A 15701-nucleotide genomic window follows, 5' to 3' on the forward strand; every position below is an offset into this window, starting at 1 on the left:
GACCCTACTCCCTTTATTGCTGTGACTTTTTCTTCCCACCTGGACCATAAAACAGAATGGCAAATCGATTGGCAAACTATGATCAATTTTGCCATGTTATCGCATGGGCCACGCTAACTAAACTGTGGAAACCATTTGCACGAGTTGATCCGGAAAGAACTGGTCAGGGTTGGAAGAAGCATCTACCCCATTCGCTCCCATCACGTATTGCCAGCTTCAGGCCAAGTAGGTCACATGCTGGGACCTGTTGACGACATGCGTTTGCAAGAATAAGTATAGTCTATTAGGGTGTAACAACATAGATGGCAAAAAGATGAAAAGAGGTTGTCACATCTTTCCGCCAAGTGTACAAATACGTTTGTAACACGGTACGTGTTAGCGGTTTCGCAATTGCCATTCTGTTGAGGCAATCGGACCCGAGAATCATCGAAACCATCGACGACCTTCGAAACGATCACTCTACCATAAGAACCCCATAGCGGAGATCACCAATGACGCTGCACATCCGAAAATGTATCATACTCTTCACAGTTTTACAGTTTTTCCTTGTCTCAGGCCTGGTCCCTGCCTCACGAGCGGCTCTCATTTCGACCCAGGCGCTCATTGAATCTTCCTCTGCAGATGCTACCCGCAGCCAGCTTCGGGTCATGATTGCCCGCGATGACGTGCGTGCAGAACTGGTCCGTCTGGGAGTAGACCCGGCAGCGGCAGAGAACCGGTTGGCAACGCTTACAGCCGAAGAGCTGCAGCAGCTGCAGGGACATATGCAGGATTTACCGGCAGGTGGAAGTGCCCTTGCGGTAATAGGAATCGTCTTTCTGGTACTCCTGATCCTTGAGCTGGTTGGTGTAACCAACATATTCACGAAGATCTGAATGTGTTCTGCCAGGTACCTGCTGATAGCTGCAATCTGCGTTGCCTGCATTTTTTCCGGATGCAGCTTCCATCGGCAGGCCGGCACGGGAAAAGCTCCAGCCGCCGACATTGAGCTGACAGATACCCCTTTTTTCCCTCAGGAAGAATATCAGTGCGGCCCGGCAGCCCTGGCCGCACTGCTGGGCAGTTCAGATGTGGTGACCCTGCCGGACTTGCTTTCTCCTGATCTCTATATTCCAAAACGCCAGGGCACTCTGCAGCTTGGGATTATCGGCTCCATCCGGCGCCATGACAGAATCCCCTATGAGATCAGACCGGAGATGGATGCCATTACCGCCGAACTGAAAGCTGGCCGGACTGTTCTGGTGCTGCAGAATCTTGGCCTGAAGATACTTCCGACCTACCATTATGCGGTTGTTATCGGCGTGCTTAGTGATGGTCAGGTCGTTCTTCGTTCCGGCACCACCGAGCGGCTACTGATGGATAGAGATGATTTTCTGACAACCTGGGAAAAGGCCGGAAGCTGGGGGGTCATTGCCCTGAAATCGGATGAACTTCCTACTGACCATGATATCAGCAGATATCTCGAAGCAGTGGCCAGAGTGGAGGCAACAGGCAATCTACAGCTCGCTGAGCAATGCTACAAAACGGTGCTTTACCGGCATCCTCACAGCGATCTGGCTATTTTCGGCCTGGCCAATACGATGTTTGCACAGCACCACTACCCCACCGCCGCGACCTTCTACAGCTGTCTGCTCAAGCGCAACCCGGCACACGCTGAAGCCGCCAACAACCTGGCTGAATCATTGGCCGCACTACACTGTTACCAACAGGCCATAGAGCTGCTCGATACCTTTCTCTGCCTAAACAACGGGCAGTCAGGTCTGACTGCATTCCTGTCGAAAACCCGTGAAGAAATCAGCGCACGGCTCGAGGCTGCAGGCGGCATCAGCGCTGACTGCAGTGAAACCGTCAGATAATTGATTTTTAGCGGCAACAGCAAGCGGGAGACAACCCGGCCGTCATCTTCACCACCCTTACCGTCAAAGCAGTCATAAAAGTCATAAAGTACTAAAAAAGGAGCTAGTCCGCATTTCTCACCACCAAAGTTTTTTGCGGATCGAGGATCGGCCTATGAGGCTGTGATAAGCTACTGGCAATATTAACAATTGAGCCCACTGGTTTTCACGTGGTGCAGCGGAGTGAAAAGTGCATCCCGGCTTCTCACTTGCCACGGCACCCTAAACGCGTGTTGCAACAGAGACAAAAAAGATGCCCAAGGCTTTTTTCAGCACTGGGCGGTTTGTGGTCAACGGGGTGCCGGCACCTCAATGAGCAGATTCCCCTTCGGGTCTGGTGCCCAAGTCGATACCGAGGTCACGTTGGCAGGACCTCAGGAATCCGCAAGCAGCCGAACGCTTATGACAAAAGGCAGTCCTATTTCTTCCGCAGCGCCTCGATCGTCACAAGAATATCAACGTCCTTGCCAACCGCGCCCATGGTGTAATATTTCCCGTCCCCGACGGTATAGGCCAGTCGGTCAAGAATCAAGTGGCCGTTGAAGCCTAGCACTTCCATTCCTGGAGACAAGGGGTGATCCTTCTTGCCGCTATAGGTGAGAGGAAGAATCAGGTTAGAGGAAACGCCTTTTATGGTCAACGTGCCGTTGATGTTGTAGGTGTTCCCCTCTGCTTTGGTAATGCTGGTGCTGATAAACGTTATCAATGGATACTTGGATGCATCGAGAAAATCGTCGGACAGCAAATGCTTGTCGCGTTTGCCGATGCCGGTGTCAACGGACTTCACCTTGATCTCAAAAGAAATTTTACTGTCTTTGAGATTATCGGGATCGAAAAAGACCGTACCGGTAAAATCGGTAAAATGACCGCGAACCTTGGCATAGATGTGATCGACACTGAAATAGAAGTTTGTATGTTCCTTGTCAATTTTCCAGGAACGGGCTTCGGCATGCTGGGGGGAGCCGAAGAATCCAACGAGAACGGCGACAACGAGGGGAAACAGCATTTTCTTGTTCATATGTGCCTCCAAGTGTAAAGTTTGACAATTACGGCAATAAAAGGGAAGTCTCATTACAACCGGGCTTGTCCAACAAACGGTTCAGATTGTGGTTCGTTCCTCACACAATTTAACCTTATTCGTTGTGCACTGGTTAAGGTTATCGAGTAATTTCCAATCATAGTGAAAACGCTACTTGGATCCAAAAAGAACAGCTCGCAAACCGCAACGCAAAATATTGTTCATGTTTCTACCATAGCCTATCAGCGTGGTTGCGCTGCAGCTATTCCTAGTTGTCTTAATAAAAGTACGATTTGGCACAGCACTTTTATATTCTGCTTTAGGATTAGAGATTGTAAACTCGTTCAAAAGATAAATGGCTTCGGCGTTTGTGTTCCACACGACATCTCCAGGTTGCAACAATACAGGAGCCGGCTGAGACCAATGGTTCCCATCAAAATATGGCATGGTCAACACAACGGGTCGATAATTCTCGTGAAAAACAGAAGTTACGTTCGCCTCTGCTTCTATAGTGCGTCGCGCCAGAGACAACTCGCCGACAAAATCTACGTTAAAAGCAGGTCTGACCCTAAATCGATTAAAGGTTTTTGCCATCTCAAAAAATGTTCCGAGAAGCATAACGTCGCCCACAAAATGCGTGCGCTCATTTGAGAGAATAACGTCATCACCATACCGCTGAAGCACACGAAAAGCTGCGGGCGCTAGACCGCGATTTTGATAAAACCGATTGGTATATTCACTAGATTTGAGCTCATGCCCTGCAAGCAGTTCTTTCGTAACAGCCATAAACTCTATTAAGGACGGAGCAGGAAAAGGGCGTGTTGCAAAATGCGTTAACCGCTCACCTAACGAATGCATATTCATCTCATGTGGTGTCAAGGTCTGAAACAACAATCCACCACCAAAAATGATTTTGCAGACATCAGTGAAAGAAACCACCTTCTCTTTTGACTTTATAGTGGTATTATTGCCACTATTTGCAAGAAGGCTCTCGTCTCCTGCCACTAGCTGTGTGAGTGGATCATTTTCATGCGGTTTAAAAGCTTGAAGATAATGTGTCATTTTTTTCCTGTTCGTTTAGTTAGAAATGTGTAATAATCTGATAGGGTTGGATTTGTTTTGATCTTGCTTCCCGCTACATTGGGTCATTATAAAACACTGAAAGACTCCACTCTTTCCTCGATGGATCAGTCTTGCCGTTTTTTCCGTTCACATGCAGCGGTTAGAAAAAGAGCACCCTTCAATTATGAGAGAAAACAAACCGCTCCTAAGTCAGGCATCTTTAGTATAAAGATATTATCAGGTCGGTGACATGGAGGATGGGCCTTTACGGCCATGTTTGGTGGCCACGGTCTGAAAAATCTGGAAAAATCCGCAATGAACCGTCCTGGAATGCAAAAGAAACCCCTGCAAGATAGGCGATTCACATCCTGTACCTTTCCTCGCCTACCTCTTCAATTGCCGCCTTTTTATTGGCCTCCAGACGCCGGTGGGACAAAAACCTCAGCACACATTGTCAGGTATCTTGAAATCAGCTCTTTCAAATCCGGATTTCATCTGGAAGACACAATGCAACGGTATTAAATCCCCTTTCTGGAAACTGGTCAATCCCAATCGTTCATTTATAAAATATCTCAAAAACCATAAGCGCAGACCATAATAACAAAACAACATTTCTGAAGCCAATATTTTCGCATGCCGCTTAAAGTTCTGGGAAGCAAACAAAGATCCTATACTCCACGATTAACAAAGGAAAACGGCAGAACAGCTATATAACTACTGGCGAAGCATAACTACTGTAAATGAAATCAGGAAGGTGTTTCAAACAACCAATCGTCACAAACAGGTGTTTTCGACCTTTCGAGAATTAAAAATATCCCGACAAAACGCTATACTATGACGTGTTGAGTCAATAAAAGTGAACTGGAGTATTCCACTTTGCTGCAACTTTGTGTAATGTGTACATGATTATTATTGTCGAAAGCAATTAGTCATATTGAATACTTTGATTCAAGGAGATGCTTAGATGAGTAAAAAATGGGTATATCGGTTTACCGAGCTGGATCAAATTGAAGAGTATGTCGGTGGTTCCTGGGATGATGTTCGGGGCCTGCTGGGTGGCAAAGGGGCTAATCTTGCCGAGATGGTGCGTATCGGGGTGCCGGTGCCAGATGGTTTTATCATTACCACGGAGGCCTGTAACGAATACTTATCTCTTGGGGAGCAGCTGCCGGATGGATTATGGGAACAGCTGACTGCTTCGCTGAACGAAATTGAGGCGGCAACGGGAAAGACCTTTGGCGATCCGAAAAATCCTCTTTTGCTTTCCTGCCGTTCGGGGGCAAAGTTTTCCATGCCTGGGATGATGGATACGGTCCTGAATATCGGCATGAATGATGAAACAGTTGCAGGACTGATTGAGAGTACGGGAGACTCCAGGGTGGCCTACGATCTGTATCGCAGACTGATTCAGATGTTTGGCAGCGTGGTGATGCATATTCCGGACGAAAAATTTGAAGAGGTTATCACCAGAACCCGTAAACAAGCAAGGGTTAAGACAGACACGGAACTTACCGGCGAGCACTGGATGGCGGTTACCGAGGAGTTCAAGAACGTCTTCAGGTTTCATACCCACCATCACTTTCCAACGGAACCCTATGCCCAGTTGCAGATGGCAACTGAGGCGGTGTTTATGAGCTGGAATGGTAAGCGTGCCATCGATTACCGAAATGCTGCAGGGATCGCCCACGACTTAGGTACCGCAGTCACTATTGTCACCATGGTCTATGGAAATCTCGGAGACGATAGTGGGACAGGTGTTGCCCTTACCAGAAGTGGCACGACCGGGGAACGGAGAATTGAGGGGGATTACCTGACCAATGCCCAAGGGGAGGATGTGGTTGCCGGTATTCGGAAGACCAAGGACCTGTCCGAACTCAAAAAAGAGATGCCTGAGGTACACGCGGAGTTTGAGCGGGTGGCGATGTTGCTTGAAAACCATTATCGGGAAATGCAGGATGTTGAGTTTACTATCGAAAAGGGCAAACTGTGGATGCTGCAGACCAGAGACGGCAAAAGGACCTCTCAGGCTGCGGTGAGAATAGCTGTGGACATGGCAGAGGAAGGGCTTATCTCCAAAGAAGAAGCGCTCATGAGGGTTACCCCCGAACTGCTGGATTTTTTCTTTCATCCTCAATTTGACCCCCAGTCAATAAAGGCGGCAATCCAGGATAACAAGCTGCTGGCCGCAGGACTCAATGTTTCTCCAGGTGCTGCGGTTGGAGTGGTTGCGCTCGACGCGGATCTTGCTGAAGTATGGGGCAAGGAAGATGGCAAAAAAGTCATCATGGTTCGCCCGGAGACGAGGCCGGAAGATGTACACGGAATGCTCGCCGCCCAGGGAATTGTAACCAGCAGGGGAGGTCGGACCAGCCATGCTGCCCTGGTTGCCCGCCAGTTCGGTACTCCTGCCGTGGTCGGGGTGGAAGATATGGATATCGACCTGACCAGGAGACAGATCACTGTTGGAGACATGGTGATAAAAGAAGGTGAATGTATGTCTGTTGATGGCACAACCGGGAAAATATTTCTTGGTGAGATCGCGACCATAGATCCTGATATTAAAGATGAATGGCTGCTTAAGCTTCTTGCCTGGGCCGATGAGTTCCGAACCCTTGGGGTCTGGGCCAATTCTGACTATCCCGTGGATGCATCCCGTGCCAGGGAATATGGCGCCGAGGGAATTGGTCTCTGCAGAACCGAACATATGTTTATGGAGAGTGAAAGACTCCCCTTCGTGCAGAAGATGATCCTAGCTGAAATGGACGTCCAGCGAAGTGAGGCTATTAAATCTCTGCTGCCGTACCAGCGTGAAGATTTTGCGGGTCTGTTCAGGGTGATGGATGGTCTGCCGGTGGTGATCAGGCTCATCGACCCACCGCTGCATGAATTTCTCCCTGATCAAGTCTCCCTGGTCAGAGAGTTGTCAGACCTGAAGATCCAGCTGCAACATGCTCCAAACCTTGATACCATTGATGATCTGCTCAAGCAGGTGCGGAGCAAAGAAAAAGTACTGAGCCGAGTTGAAGTCCTGCGGGAAGACAACCCTATGCTTGGATTACGCGGGGTGAGACTTGGCATTCATTTCCCGGAATTACCAAAAATGCAGGTGAGGGCGATTTTTGAGGCGGCCTGTCTGGTGACCAAAGAGGGTGGTGATGTGCGGCCGGAAATCATGATCCCCCTCACGAGCCATGTCAACGAGCTGAAAATCCAGCGTGAGTCGCTTGAAACGGAGGCCAGGAAGGTAATGGAAGAAATGGGGGTTGAGATAACCTATAAATTTGGTACCATGATTGAGATACCACGGGCGGCACTGACCGCAGATAAGCTGGCCGAGTACGCCGAGTTCTTCTCATTTGGAACCAATGATCTGACCCAGACCACCTTTGGTATTTCAAGAGATGATGCCGAGTCCGGATTCCTGATTGAATATATGGTTCATGGTATCCTGCCTGACAATCCATTTGAAACCATCGATCCCGATGGTGTAGGCGAATTGATGCGGATTGCTGCGGAGAAGGGACGAGCGACCAACCCGGATATTAAGCTGGGTATCTGTGGGGAACATGGCGGCGAGGCAAAATCTATCGCGCTCTGTCACAACCTTGGCCTGAATTACGTTTCCTGTTCTCCTTTCCGTGTGCCCTTGGCCAGATTGGCTGCGGCAAGAGCTGCAATTGTTGCCAAGAATTGACTGCCTGTTGAGGAGCGAAGTGGTAAAAGAGAAGGGTCTTTGTTTGACTCTTCTCTTTTAAAAATGTCCCAGAAAGTCGATTTTGCCAAGGCACCTCTCTCTCCTATCGATCAAATCCTGCCTGCTTTGCCTGCGATCCACAGGGAGTGTACAGACCAAGATTATAATCTGGAACATTTGTCTTGATAATCACTATTTCCCTTGCATTATAGCAAAGCCATCCTCAACAAGAAAAACATGGAAAATACAGTGGCGACATTAAAAGAACAAGTCAGAGAAGCCGCAAGGATTGCCGAAGAACAGTGTATGCATGAAGATTTTGATGCAATGTCCTGGTTAGAGATCTAGAGGCCTTCTGGTTTTAACAGGCAGTCGAGGATAAAACCGGTTTCAGGTAGGATACTTTTCAAAACTGTATCCATTTCTAATGGACAAAATAAAACTTACAGGCTGAGAATATGCGTCTAATTAAGACGCTAAAGATACATTTGGCTGATACGAAATCGAGCTGCACGTTCGGCGTCCACCTGGCGATCAAATTCCTCCAGACGGCGCATAATATCGCGTCAGGGTATCGGTATACTCTGGAAGTGGATGGACTGCTCGGGCCGAAGACTATTGATACCATCAGGCGATATCTGACCATACAACCGGGAACTCCGAAACTGAACGAAGAGATCCTCCTGAATTGCTGCAATGGGGAGCAGTACATTTATTATAAGGCAAATCCTAACCACAAGTATTTTAGAGGATGGTTTACTCGGGTGTGAAATGTGTTAAATAATGTTAAAGTTAAACTAAAAAATGGGTTACAAGAAAACTTGAAATTCCTTGTAACCCATTGATTTTGTTGGTGCCTAGAGCGAGAATCGAACTCGCACGGGCGCAAGGCCCACGAGATTTTAAGTCTCGGGTGTCTACCAATTCCACCATCCAGGCAAGTGGATTACTTTTACCATACCGGCATAAGCCTTGTCAATCTTGAACAGCATGATGGTGACGCCATTACATTGTACAGTCGGCCTGCCTGATAATAGCCAGCATCTCCTTCACCGCCTGTTCAAGTCCGGTGAAAACTGCTCTGGCAATGATGGCGTGGCCGATGGACAATTCCTCAATGGTCTCGAGGGCGGCAATGGGTGCGGTGTTCTGATAGTTAAGGCCATGTCCGGCACAGACCCGCAAGCCCATTTGTGCTGCGGCCTCGGCGGCCTCGACCAGAAGCTGGAATTCGTGCTCGCGGTTTTCTTCACCAATCACATCACAGTATCTTCCGGTATGCAGTTCGACAAAAGTAGCCCCGACATCCCGGGCGGCGGCCAGCTGTTTCGCATCGGGATCGGTAAAGAGCGAAACCGGGATGGACGCCGCTGTCATTTTTTCGATCACTTTAGCGATTTTTTTCTTCTCGGCCAGGATGTCAAGGCCGCCTTCGGTGGTCAGTTCCTGGCGTTTTTCCGGAACCAAGGTAATCAGGTCGGGTTTGATATCGAGGGCAATCTTGATAATATCCTTGTTGGCGCCCATTTCCAGATTGAGCTTGGTTTTGATGGTCTGCCGTAACAGATAGATATCGCGGTCCTGCATGTGGCGGCGGTCCTCGCGCAGGTGGACGACGATCCCCGAAGCCCCGGCAAGCTCGCAGATGGCCGCGGCAAAGACCGGATCCGGTTCGGTAATCCCTCTGGCCTGCCTGATGGTTGCCACGTGGTCGACATTAATAGCAAGTGTGGTCATTCCTCTTCTCCTGTGGGTATGAAGCGTGCGCAATAGCTCGTTTTCCTTGTCAAACATTTCCTTTTCGTCCATCTCGGACCGCTCATGATCATAGCCGAGCAGATGGAGCATGCCATGGATGATGAGCCAGCTGAGGCGTTCATGCAGGCTCTGTTTGTAATCGATGGATTCACGCAGGGCGGTTTCCACCGAGATGACAATGTCACCAAGTTCCTTGAAGGGCAGGGCGGCGAGGGATGCATCGGCTCCCTCGGCGAAGGGAAAAGAGAGCACGTTGGTCGGTTGATTTTTTTTTCTGTATTGGTCGTTCAGTCGGCTAATCTCCTCATCGTCGGTCAGGAGCAGGCTGACGGTGTAGTCCTGAACGCCGCATTGGCCGAGCAGCCAGTTGGTCAGTCGTTTTATTTTTTGGCGGTTAAGTGGAAATCCGGCAGCCTGGGGTTGTATGGTCAGATCTGTTGCCATGGTGACCCCTTACTGCTTTTCATAGGCGTTGATGATTTCCTGCACGAGATGGTGACGGACGACATCGGCCTTGGAAAACGAGCAGAACTTGATGCCTTCGATGTTGGACAATATTTTTCTCGCCTGCACCAGGCCGGAATGGGTTTTCACCGGCAGATCAACCTGGGTCGTGTCCCCGGTTATCACCGCTCTGGAATCAAAGCCGATCCTGGTCAAAAACATTTTCATCTGCTCCCTGGTAGTGTTCTGCGCCTCATCGAGGATAATAAAGGCGTTACTCAGGGTACGTCCGCGCATGAAGGCTAACGGGGCGATTTCAATAATATCCTGCTCGATCAGATCCATAGCCTTGTCGGGGCCGAGCAGATCGTTCAGGGCATCGTGCAGGGGGCGCAGGTATGGATTTACCTTCTGCGCCAGATCCCCGGGGAGAAAACCGAGTTTTTCACCGGCTTCCACCGCCGGCCGGGCGAGGATGATCGAGCGCACCTGCCCGCTGGTAAGGGCGGAAACAGCCATGGCCACGGCGAGGTAGGTCTTGCCGGTGCCGGCTGGGCCGATACCAAAAACGATATCATTGCCGCGGATAGCGTCGATATAGTTTTTCTGGTTATTGGTTTTCGGGGAGACGACCCGGTTTTGCGTGGTCACATAGACCTTGTCGAGAAAAATCCGGTCCAGTCTGGCTTTGGGGGTTGATTGCAGCACCCGGAGGCCAAAGGCAAAGTCTGTGCTGTACACCGGGTATCCTCGGCCGATGAGTTCGTAGAGCTGATTGAGCAGCGTGGCAATCAGCTCGACATCATGGGCTGGACCGCTGATGCGCAGGCTTGTTCCCCGGGCGCTGATGGTGACACCGGTGCTTTTTTCAAGGGCCTGCAGGTGTTTATTAAGATCGCCATACAGTGCCTGCGCGTGCCTGTTATCAGTAAAACTAAGTTCCTGATGGATGAAGTTGGTTTGCATACAGCGGCTATTTTTTACCCCGCTTTTGCAACTCATCGTCAATTATCGCCTGGAAGCCTTGGAGACTGCGCTGTTTCACCTGACGACCGTTAATAAAGGGGGTTGGCGTGCCGGTAACCCCTGCTTTCTGGGCATCCTGCAGATCTTTGTTGACCTGTGCCTGGATTTTCGGTGACAGCATGTCCTTTTTAAAGCGCTCGATATCCAGGTTGAGGTCCTGCGCTATCTTGTCAATACCCTCCTGGCTGAGTTTTTTCTCGGCAAAAAGCCGGTCATGAAATTCCCAGAATTTTCCTTGTTCATGGGCGGCGAGTGCAGCTTTGGCAGCAGGCAGGGCCATCTGGTGAAAATTGAGCGGCATGTTTTTGAAAACTAATTTTACTGTTTGCGGGTTTTTTTCGAGTACCTGTTCGATAAGCGGCACGATTTTACTGCAATAAGGGCATTCGAAATCGGTAAAGAGAGCGATGGTGACCGGGGCGTCGGCCGGTCCTCTAAAGGGCGATCCGGTAATATCGACATCAACGACGAAAGAGACGCTGACCGCGCTGAAGGTTTGCGTTTGGTTATTGATAAGGTAGAGCATTTCGCCCTGCGGGGCGATGTCGATGGCGCTCACTCCTTCTTCGACCGGAATGGACCCCTGAAGCTGTCCCTGGTTGTTAAAAATCTCGACGGTCTGTTTGTCACTGAGGATATAGACCAATTTCCCATCCAGCGAGTGCACCATATCCAAAGTCTTTACGGCTGTCGGCCAGTTTTGCTGCAGTTTCCAATCTATCTTGCCGGCCTGGCCTGAATCGGGTACAGCCAGGGCGTTGGTCCCAAAAGCTACCGTCAGTGACAACAGACAACCTGCATATAATTTGGGGTAATGCATAGATACCTCGCCATAGATTTATTAGTTAAGTGTGTGGAGTGTGTTGATATCGCAACAATAGCAACTCTCCGGCTTTTAAGCAAGATGATCGAATCAACGGTCTATTTTCCATGGAATTTATCGCAAAAATAGCCAAAATCATAAAAATAACTGGTAACGCTATGGGCAAAATGGTATTTATAACAACTTTTTTTGTTCTAACTACAACAATATCAAGTACAGTCTTGACGGCAATGTTGAAGTGAATTAACTATTACCGATTTGGTGGGTGTAAATGAATCGAGGCGGCAGGTGGTTCCTGCAGGTTTCGATGAATTCCTTTATGTGTAGTTGGATTCGGAAAAAAATAGGCTGCGAGGGTGGCGGAACTGGTAGACGCACCAGACTTAGGATCTGGCGCCTTACGGTGTGGGGGTTCGACTCCCCCCTCTCGCACCAAATTGATTGATCAATGATGCTGTACACCTCACCTGTTGCAGTAATAATCCACTGAAACTCGATGTCGATGTGCCGGCATTCCTCCGAAACAACCCCGTCAAGAGGCTCTGTTCGGCGGGAACAATCGTGGGTTCGGGTGTTTATGATAATTTTACAATGAAAGGATGGAACTCAATGGATGTAAATGTTGAAGAGATCAATGCTCTCACAAGAAAAATAACGATAACGCTCCCTGAAGACATCGTGCAGCCCAGGCTGAACGAGGCATACGACAAGCTGAAAAAAGAAACGAAAATGAAGGGCTTTCGTCGTGGCAAGGTACCGCGTTCAGTTATTGTGAAATACTACAAGGCGCAGGTTGAAGCAGAGACCGGTGAGAAGCTGGTGCAGGATACCTATTTTGATGCCATTGAGAAACAGGGGATCGATCCCATTGTCCATCCGGATATTAAAGATGTAAAATACAACGAAGACGGCTCGTTCACCTATATCGCCGAAGTCGACGTGCGGCCGGAGTTTGAATTGTCCGGCTATACGGGTCTGGAAGTGGAAAAAGAGGAGGTCCTTGTCACCGACGAGGAGATCGCCCTCGAGCTGGCCGAGATGCAGAAAAATATGGCCGCTCTTCGCTCGGTAAGCGATAGACCAATCCAGAAAGGCGATGTGGTCATCGTCGATTTTCAGGGATTCCACGAAGGTGAGCCCATGCCTCAGGTTAAAAACGAAAACTACTCGGTTGAAGTAGGTTCCGGTAACATGGGCGTGGAATTTGAAGAAAAATTAATCGGCATGAATAAGGATGAAAAAGGGCTACAGGAGGTCGATTTCCCGGAAAACCATCCTAATCCGATCATCAAAGGCAAAAAAATAGAATTCCGCATTACCGTCAAGGATATCAAAGAGCGGGTGCTTGCCGATCTTGACGACGAATTTGCCAAAGATGCCGGCGAGGAATTCAAGACGCTGGATGACCTGAAGGCGTCGATCAAGGAGCGCCTTACCAAGCAGCGTGAAGAACGGGCCGAGGGTGCGATCACCGATAAAATCATGCAGAAATTGCTCGAAGCCCACGATTTTGAGGTGCCAAAACGGTTGGTAGCTTTTGAAATCGAACAGATGATAAAGCAGACCGAGAAGCAGTTTGAGCAGGGCGGCATGAGTCTTGAAGCGGCTGGACTGTCAAGAGAAAAACTTGCTGAACAAAATGCGGAAATGGCCGGCAAGAGGGTCCGTGGGGATTTTATTTTAAAGAAAATTGCCGAGATTGAAAATATCAAGGTTGAAGAAGAAGATATGGAAAGAGGGCTGAAGCGCATTGGTGACATGTACAATATGCCGGTCGCCAAGGTGAAAGAATTCTTTCAGAATCGAGATGATCTCCTGCCGTTGATGAATGAATTGCTCAACGAGAAAATCCTCGCTTTTCTTCGGGAAAAGGCGGTGTTTGTCGAAGCCGTCAAAGCAGAGCAGGATGCCGAAGAAAACGTTACCGCAACAAGCTGAAAGGGCGGGTTGCGCACGGCGGGAAAGGAATTATATTGAGCATATCCGGTGGGGAGCCCTGCCGGATATGTTTTGACAGCTTGCATACAATGACGACTGCATAGGGCTCACGGCCCTCTTGCAGTCGAACCGTTTTAAGGAGTGTGACACATGAATCTGGTGCCGATGGTAGTGGAGCAAAGTCCCCGAGGGGAACGAGCGTATGATATTTACTCACGTCTATTAAAAGAACGTATTATCTTCCTCGGTTCCGGGGTGAATGATGATGTGGCCAATGTTATTGTGGCCCAGCTGCTCTTTCTTGAGGCGGAGGATCCTGAAAAAGACATCACCTTTTATATTAATTCCCCTGGTGGGTCGGTAACGGCCGGCATGTCGATCTATGACACCATGCAGTATGTCAAATGTGATATTGCCACACTCTGTATGGGACAGGCGGCCTCCATGGGTTCCTTTCTCCTGGCGGCAGGTACCGACGGGAAGAGATATTCCCTGCCGAACGCCAGAATTATGATCCATCAGCCGATGGGCGGCTTCCAGGGGCAGGCGACGGATATCGACATTCAGGCCAGGGAAATACTGCGCATGAAGGATGAACTGAACCGCCTCCTGGCCCATCACACCAAACGTCCTCTTGAAAAAATCACCGCCGACACCGAGCGTGACTATTTTATGAGCGCAAGTGAAGCCCAGGAATATGGTATCATCGACAAGGTACTTACTAATCGGGAAGAACGAGCTGAGGGTTGAAAGCATGGATGATCTGAATAACAAAGGGCCTGAGTGTGTCTGTTCGTTTTGCGGCAAGGATCAGGATGAAGTAGGCAAGCTCATCGCCGGACCGGATGTGTTTATCTGTGACGAATGTATTGAGCTGTGCAATGAAATTGTCCACGACAAGGACAGTGCCGAGCTGGCCGAAGCGGAAGAACAAAAGCAGGTTTCCTTGAAACCGAAAGAGATTAAAGCCCATCTCGACGAATATGTCATCGGGCAGGATTATGCCAAAAAAGTACTTTCCGTTGCCGTACACAACCACTATAAGCGTATCGACGCGCCGGTGGGGGAAGATGTCGTAGAACTGCAGAAATCGAATATTATCCTGGTCGGTCCCACCGGTTCCGGCAAGACCCTGGTCGCCCAGACCCTGGCGCGGATTTTGAATGTTCCCTTCTGCATGGCCGATGCGACAACCCTCACTGAGGCCGGTTATGTCGGGGAAGATGTTGAAAATATTTTGGTCAACCTCCTGCAGGCGGCAGATTATGACGTGGAAAAGGCCCAGCGGGGTATCATCTATATAGATGAGATCGATAAGATTGCCCGGAAATCGGACAGCCCGTCGCTGACCCGAGATGTCAGCGGCGAAGGGGTGCAGCAGGCGCTTTTGAAAATTATCGAAGGAACCATGGCGTCGATCCCGCCCAAGGGCGGCAGAAAGCATCCGCAGCAGGAACTGGTGCAGATCGATACGACGAATATTCTCTTTATCTGCGGCGGGGCCTTTGTCGGCCTGGATGCAGTGGTCAGCAGACGTCAGGGGGCAAAATCCATCGGCTTTGGCGCCAAGGTGACCGGCGACGAGAAGAAGAAAATAGGCGAACTGCTGCGCATGGTCCAACCGGAAGATCTGCTGAAATTCGGACTTATTCCGGAGATGGTTGGCCGTCTGCCGGTTATTGCCACCATGGAAGAACTGGTAGAGGAAGACCTCATCCGCATCCTGAAGGAACCGAGAAATGCTCTGACCAAACAGTATCAGAAGCTTTTTGAGTTCGACGGCATCACTCTGAGGTTTACGGAAGGTGCACTCAAAGCCATAGCCGCCAAGGCACTGAAACGAAAATCGGGTGCCCGCGGGCTTCGTTCGGTTATGGAAGAAGCCATGCTCGATGTGATGTATGACCTGCCCTCGATCAAAGGGGTGCAGGAATGCGTCATCAGTGAGCAGGTAATCACCCAGGGGGATTATCCGGTTATCCTGTACCATAACAGCGCCGACGAAAATCTGAAAACAGCTTGATCGAGCAACATACTAAGCAC

General features: G+C 49.5%; 12 protein-coding genes and 2 tRNA genes. 8 read left to right on the forward strand and 6 right to left on the reverse strand.

Annotated elements, in window-relative coordinates; all coding sequences use genetic code 11:
- Positions 1–491: 491 nt before the first annotated feature.
- Positions 492–875 (forward strand): PA2779 family protein, encoded by a 384-nt coding sequence (locus ACYQ8U_RS12035; RefSeq protein ID WP_459945794.1) that lies wholly within the window; start codon positions 492–494, stop codon positions 873–875.
- A complete protein-coding gene (locus ACYQ8U_RS12040; protein ID WP_459945795.1) occupies positions 876–1856 on the forward strand; it encodes a PA2778 family cysteine peptidase in 981 nt (326 codons plus the stop codon).
- 457 nt (positions 1857–2313) lie between these two features.
- Here the strand turns inward: ACYQ8U_RS12040 and ACYQ8U_RS12045 are convergent, their stop codons facing one another.
- Both ACYQ8U_RS12045 and ACYQ8U_RS12050 read right to left on the reverse strand, forming a co-directional pair.
- Positions 2314–2913 (reverse strand): YceI family protein, encoded by a 600-nt coding sequence (locus ACYQ8U_RS12045; RefSeq protein ID WP_459945796.1) that lies wholly within the window; start codon positions 2911–2913, stop codon positions 2314–2316.
- Positions 2914–3084: 171 nt separating this feature from the next.
- On the reverse strand, positions 3085–3975 hold the full coding sequence (locus tag ACYQ8U_RS12050) for a hypothetical protein (protein ID WP_459945797.1): 891 nt from the start codon (positions 3973–3975) through the stop codon (positions 3085–3087).
- A 964-nt stretch (positions 3976–4939) separates the two neighbouring features.
- Here ACYQ8U_RS12050 and ppdK point away from each other — a divergent pair.
- Together ppdK and ACYQ8U_RS12060 are read left to right on the forward strand one after the other, a co-directional pair.
- A complete protein-coding gene (ppdK, locus tag ACYQ8U_RS12055) occupies positions 4940–7669 on the forward strand; it encodes a pyruvate, phosphate dikinase (RefSeq protein ID WP_459945798.1) in 2730 nt (909 codons plus the stop codon).
- 488 nt (positions 7670–8157) lie between these two features.
- A complete protein-coding gene (locus ACYQ8U_RS12060; RefSeq protein ID WP_459945799.1) occupies positions 8158–8439 on the forward strand; it encodes a putative peptidoglycan-binding domain-containing protein in 282 nt (93 codons plus the stop codon).
- Positions 8440–8520: 81 nt separating this feature from the next.
- Here ACYQ8U_RS12060 and ACYQ8U_RS12065 read toward each other — a convergent pair.
- The 4 genes from ACYQ8U_RS12065 to ACYQ8U_RS12080 all read right to left on the reverse strand — a co-directional run bounded on the left by ACYQ8U_RS12065 (position 8521) and on the right by ACYQ8U_RS12080 (position 11684).
- Positions 8521–8608 (reverse strand) — tRNA-Leu (locus ACYQ8U_RS12065).
- Positions 8609–8674: 66 nt separating this feature from the next.
- On the reverse strand, positions 8675–9871 hold the full coding sequence (locus tag ACYQ8U_RS12070; protein WP_459945800.1) for a pyridoxine 5'-phosphate synthase: 1197 nt from the start codon (positions 9869–9871) through the stop codon (positions 8675–8677).
- 9 nt (positions 9872–9880) lie between these two features.
- Positions 9881–10873 (reverse strand): PhoH family protein, encoded by a 993-nt coding sequence (locus ACYQ8U_RS12075; RefSeq protein ID WP_459945801.1) that lies wholly within the window; start codon positions 10871–10873, stop codon positions 9881–9883.
- Positions 10845–11684 (reverse strand): DsbA family protein, encoded by an 840-nt coding sequence (locus ACYQ8U_RS12080; RefSeq protein WP_459945802.1) that lies wholly within the window; start codon positions 11682–11684, stop codon positions 10845–10847. Before ACYQ8U_RS12080 ends, ACYQ8U_RS12075 begins: the two co-directional genes overlap by 29 nt.
- Before the next feature lie 386 nt (positions 11685–12070).
- Between ACYQ8U_RS12080 and ACYQ8U_RS12085 the strand changes: the two genes are divergently transcribed.
- The 4 genes from ACYQ8U_RS12085 (at position 12071) to clpX (ending at position 15681) form a co-directional block, all read left to right on the forward strand.
- Positions 12071–12155, forward strand: a tRNA-Leu gene (locus tag ACYQ8U_RS12085).
- Between the two features lie 174 nt (positions 12156–12329).
- Positions 12330–13658 carry a trigger factor gene (gene tig / locus ACYQ8U_RS12090; RefSeq protein ID WP_459945803.1) on the forward strand — a complete coding sequence of 443 codons (1329 nt, stop codon included), beginning with the start codon at positions 12330–12332 and terminating at the stop codon, positions 13656–13658.
- Between the two features lie 150 nt (positions 13659–13808).
- The gene (gene clpP, locus ACYQ8U_RS12095) at positions 13809–14408 is read left to right on the forward strand and encodes an ATP-dependent Clp endopeptidase proteolytic subunit ClpP (RefSeq protein ID WP_459945804.1); all 600 of its coding nucleotides are present in this window, start codon (positions 13809–13811) and stop codon (positions 14406–14408) included.
- Between the two features lie 4 nt (positions 14409–14412).
- A complete protein-coding gene (gene clpX, locus ACYQ8U_RS12100; protein ID WP_459945805.1) occupies positions 14413–15681 on the forward strand; it encodes an ATP-dependent Clp protease ATP-binding subunit ClpX in 1269 nt (422 codons plus the stop codon).
- The last annotated feature ends 20 nt before the right edge of the window (positions 15682–15701 follow it).

The organism is Desulfocastanea catecholica (assembly GCF_054657295.1).

What these genes read in the sequence shown, in the direction of transcription:
- ACYQ8U_RS12040 (WP_459945795.1), top strand. Translation starts at nt 876, where the DNA reads ATGTGTTCTGCCAGGTACCTGCTGATAGCTGCAATCTGCGTTGCCTGC.
- tig (WP_459945803.1), top strand. Translation starts at nt 12,330, where the DNA reads ATGGATGTAAATGTTGAAGAGATCAATGCTCTCACAAGAAAAATAACG.
- ACYQ8U_RS12075 (WP_459945801.1), bottom strand. Translation starts at nt 10,873, where the DNA reads ATGAGTTGCAAAAGCGGGGTAAAAAATAGCCGCTGTATGCAAACCAAC.
- clpP (WP_459945804.1), top strand. Translation starts at nt 13,809, where the DNA reads ATGAATCTGGTGCCGATGGTAGTGGAGCAAAGTCCCCGAGGGGAACGA.
- ACYQ8U_RS12070 (WP_459945800.1), bottom strand. Translation starts at nt 9,871, where the DNA reads ATGGCAACAGATCTGACCATACAACCCCAGGCTGCCGGATTTCCACTT.
- ppdK (WP_459945798.1), top strand. Translation starts at nt 4,940, where the DNA reads ATGAGTAAAAAATGGGTATATCGGTTTACCGAGCTGGATCAAATTGAA.
- ACYQ8U_RS12035 (WP_459945794.1), top strand. Translation starts at nt 492, where the DNA reads ATGACGCTGCACATCCGAAAATGTATCATACTCTTCACAGTTTTACAG.
- ACYQ8U_RS12045 (WP_459945796.1), bottom strand. Translation starts at nt 2,913, where the DNA reads ATGAACAAGAAAATGCTGTTTCCCCTCGTTGTCGCCGTTCTCGTTGGA.
- clpX (WP_459945805.1), top strand. Translation starts at nt 14,413, where the DNA reads ATGGATGATCTGAATAACAAAGGGCCTGAGTGTGTCTGTTCGTTTTGC.
- ACYQ8U_RS12050 (WP_459945797.1), bottom strand. Translation starts at nt 3,975, where the DNA reads ATGACACATTATCTTCAAGCTTTTAAACCGCATGAAAATGATCCACTC.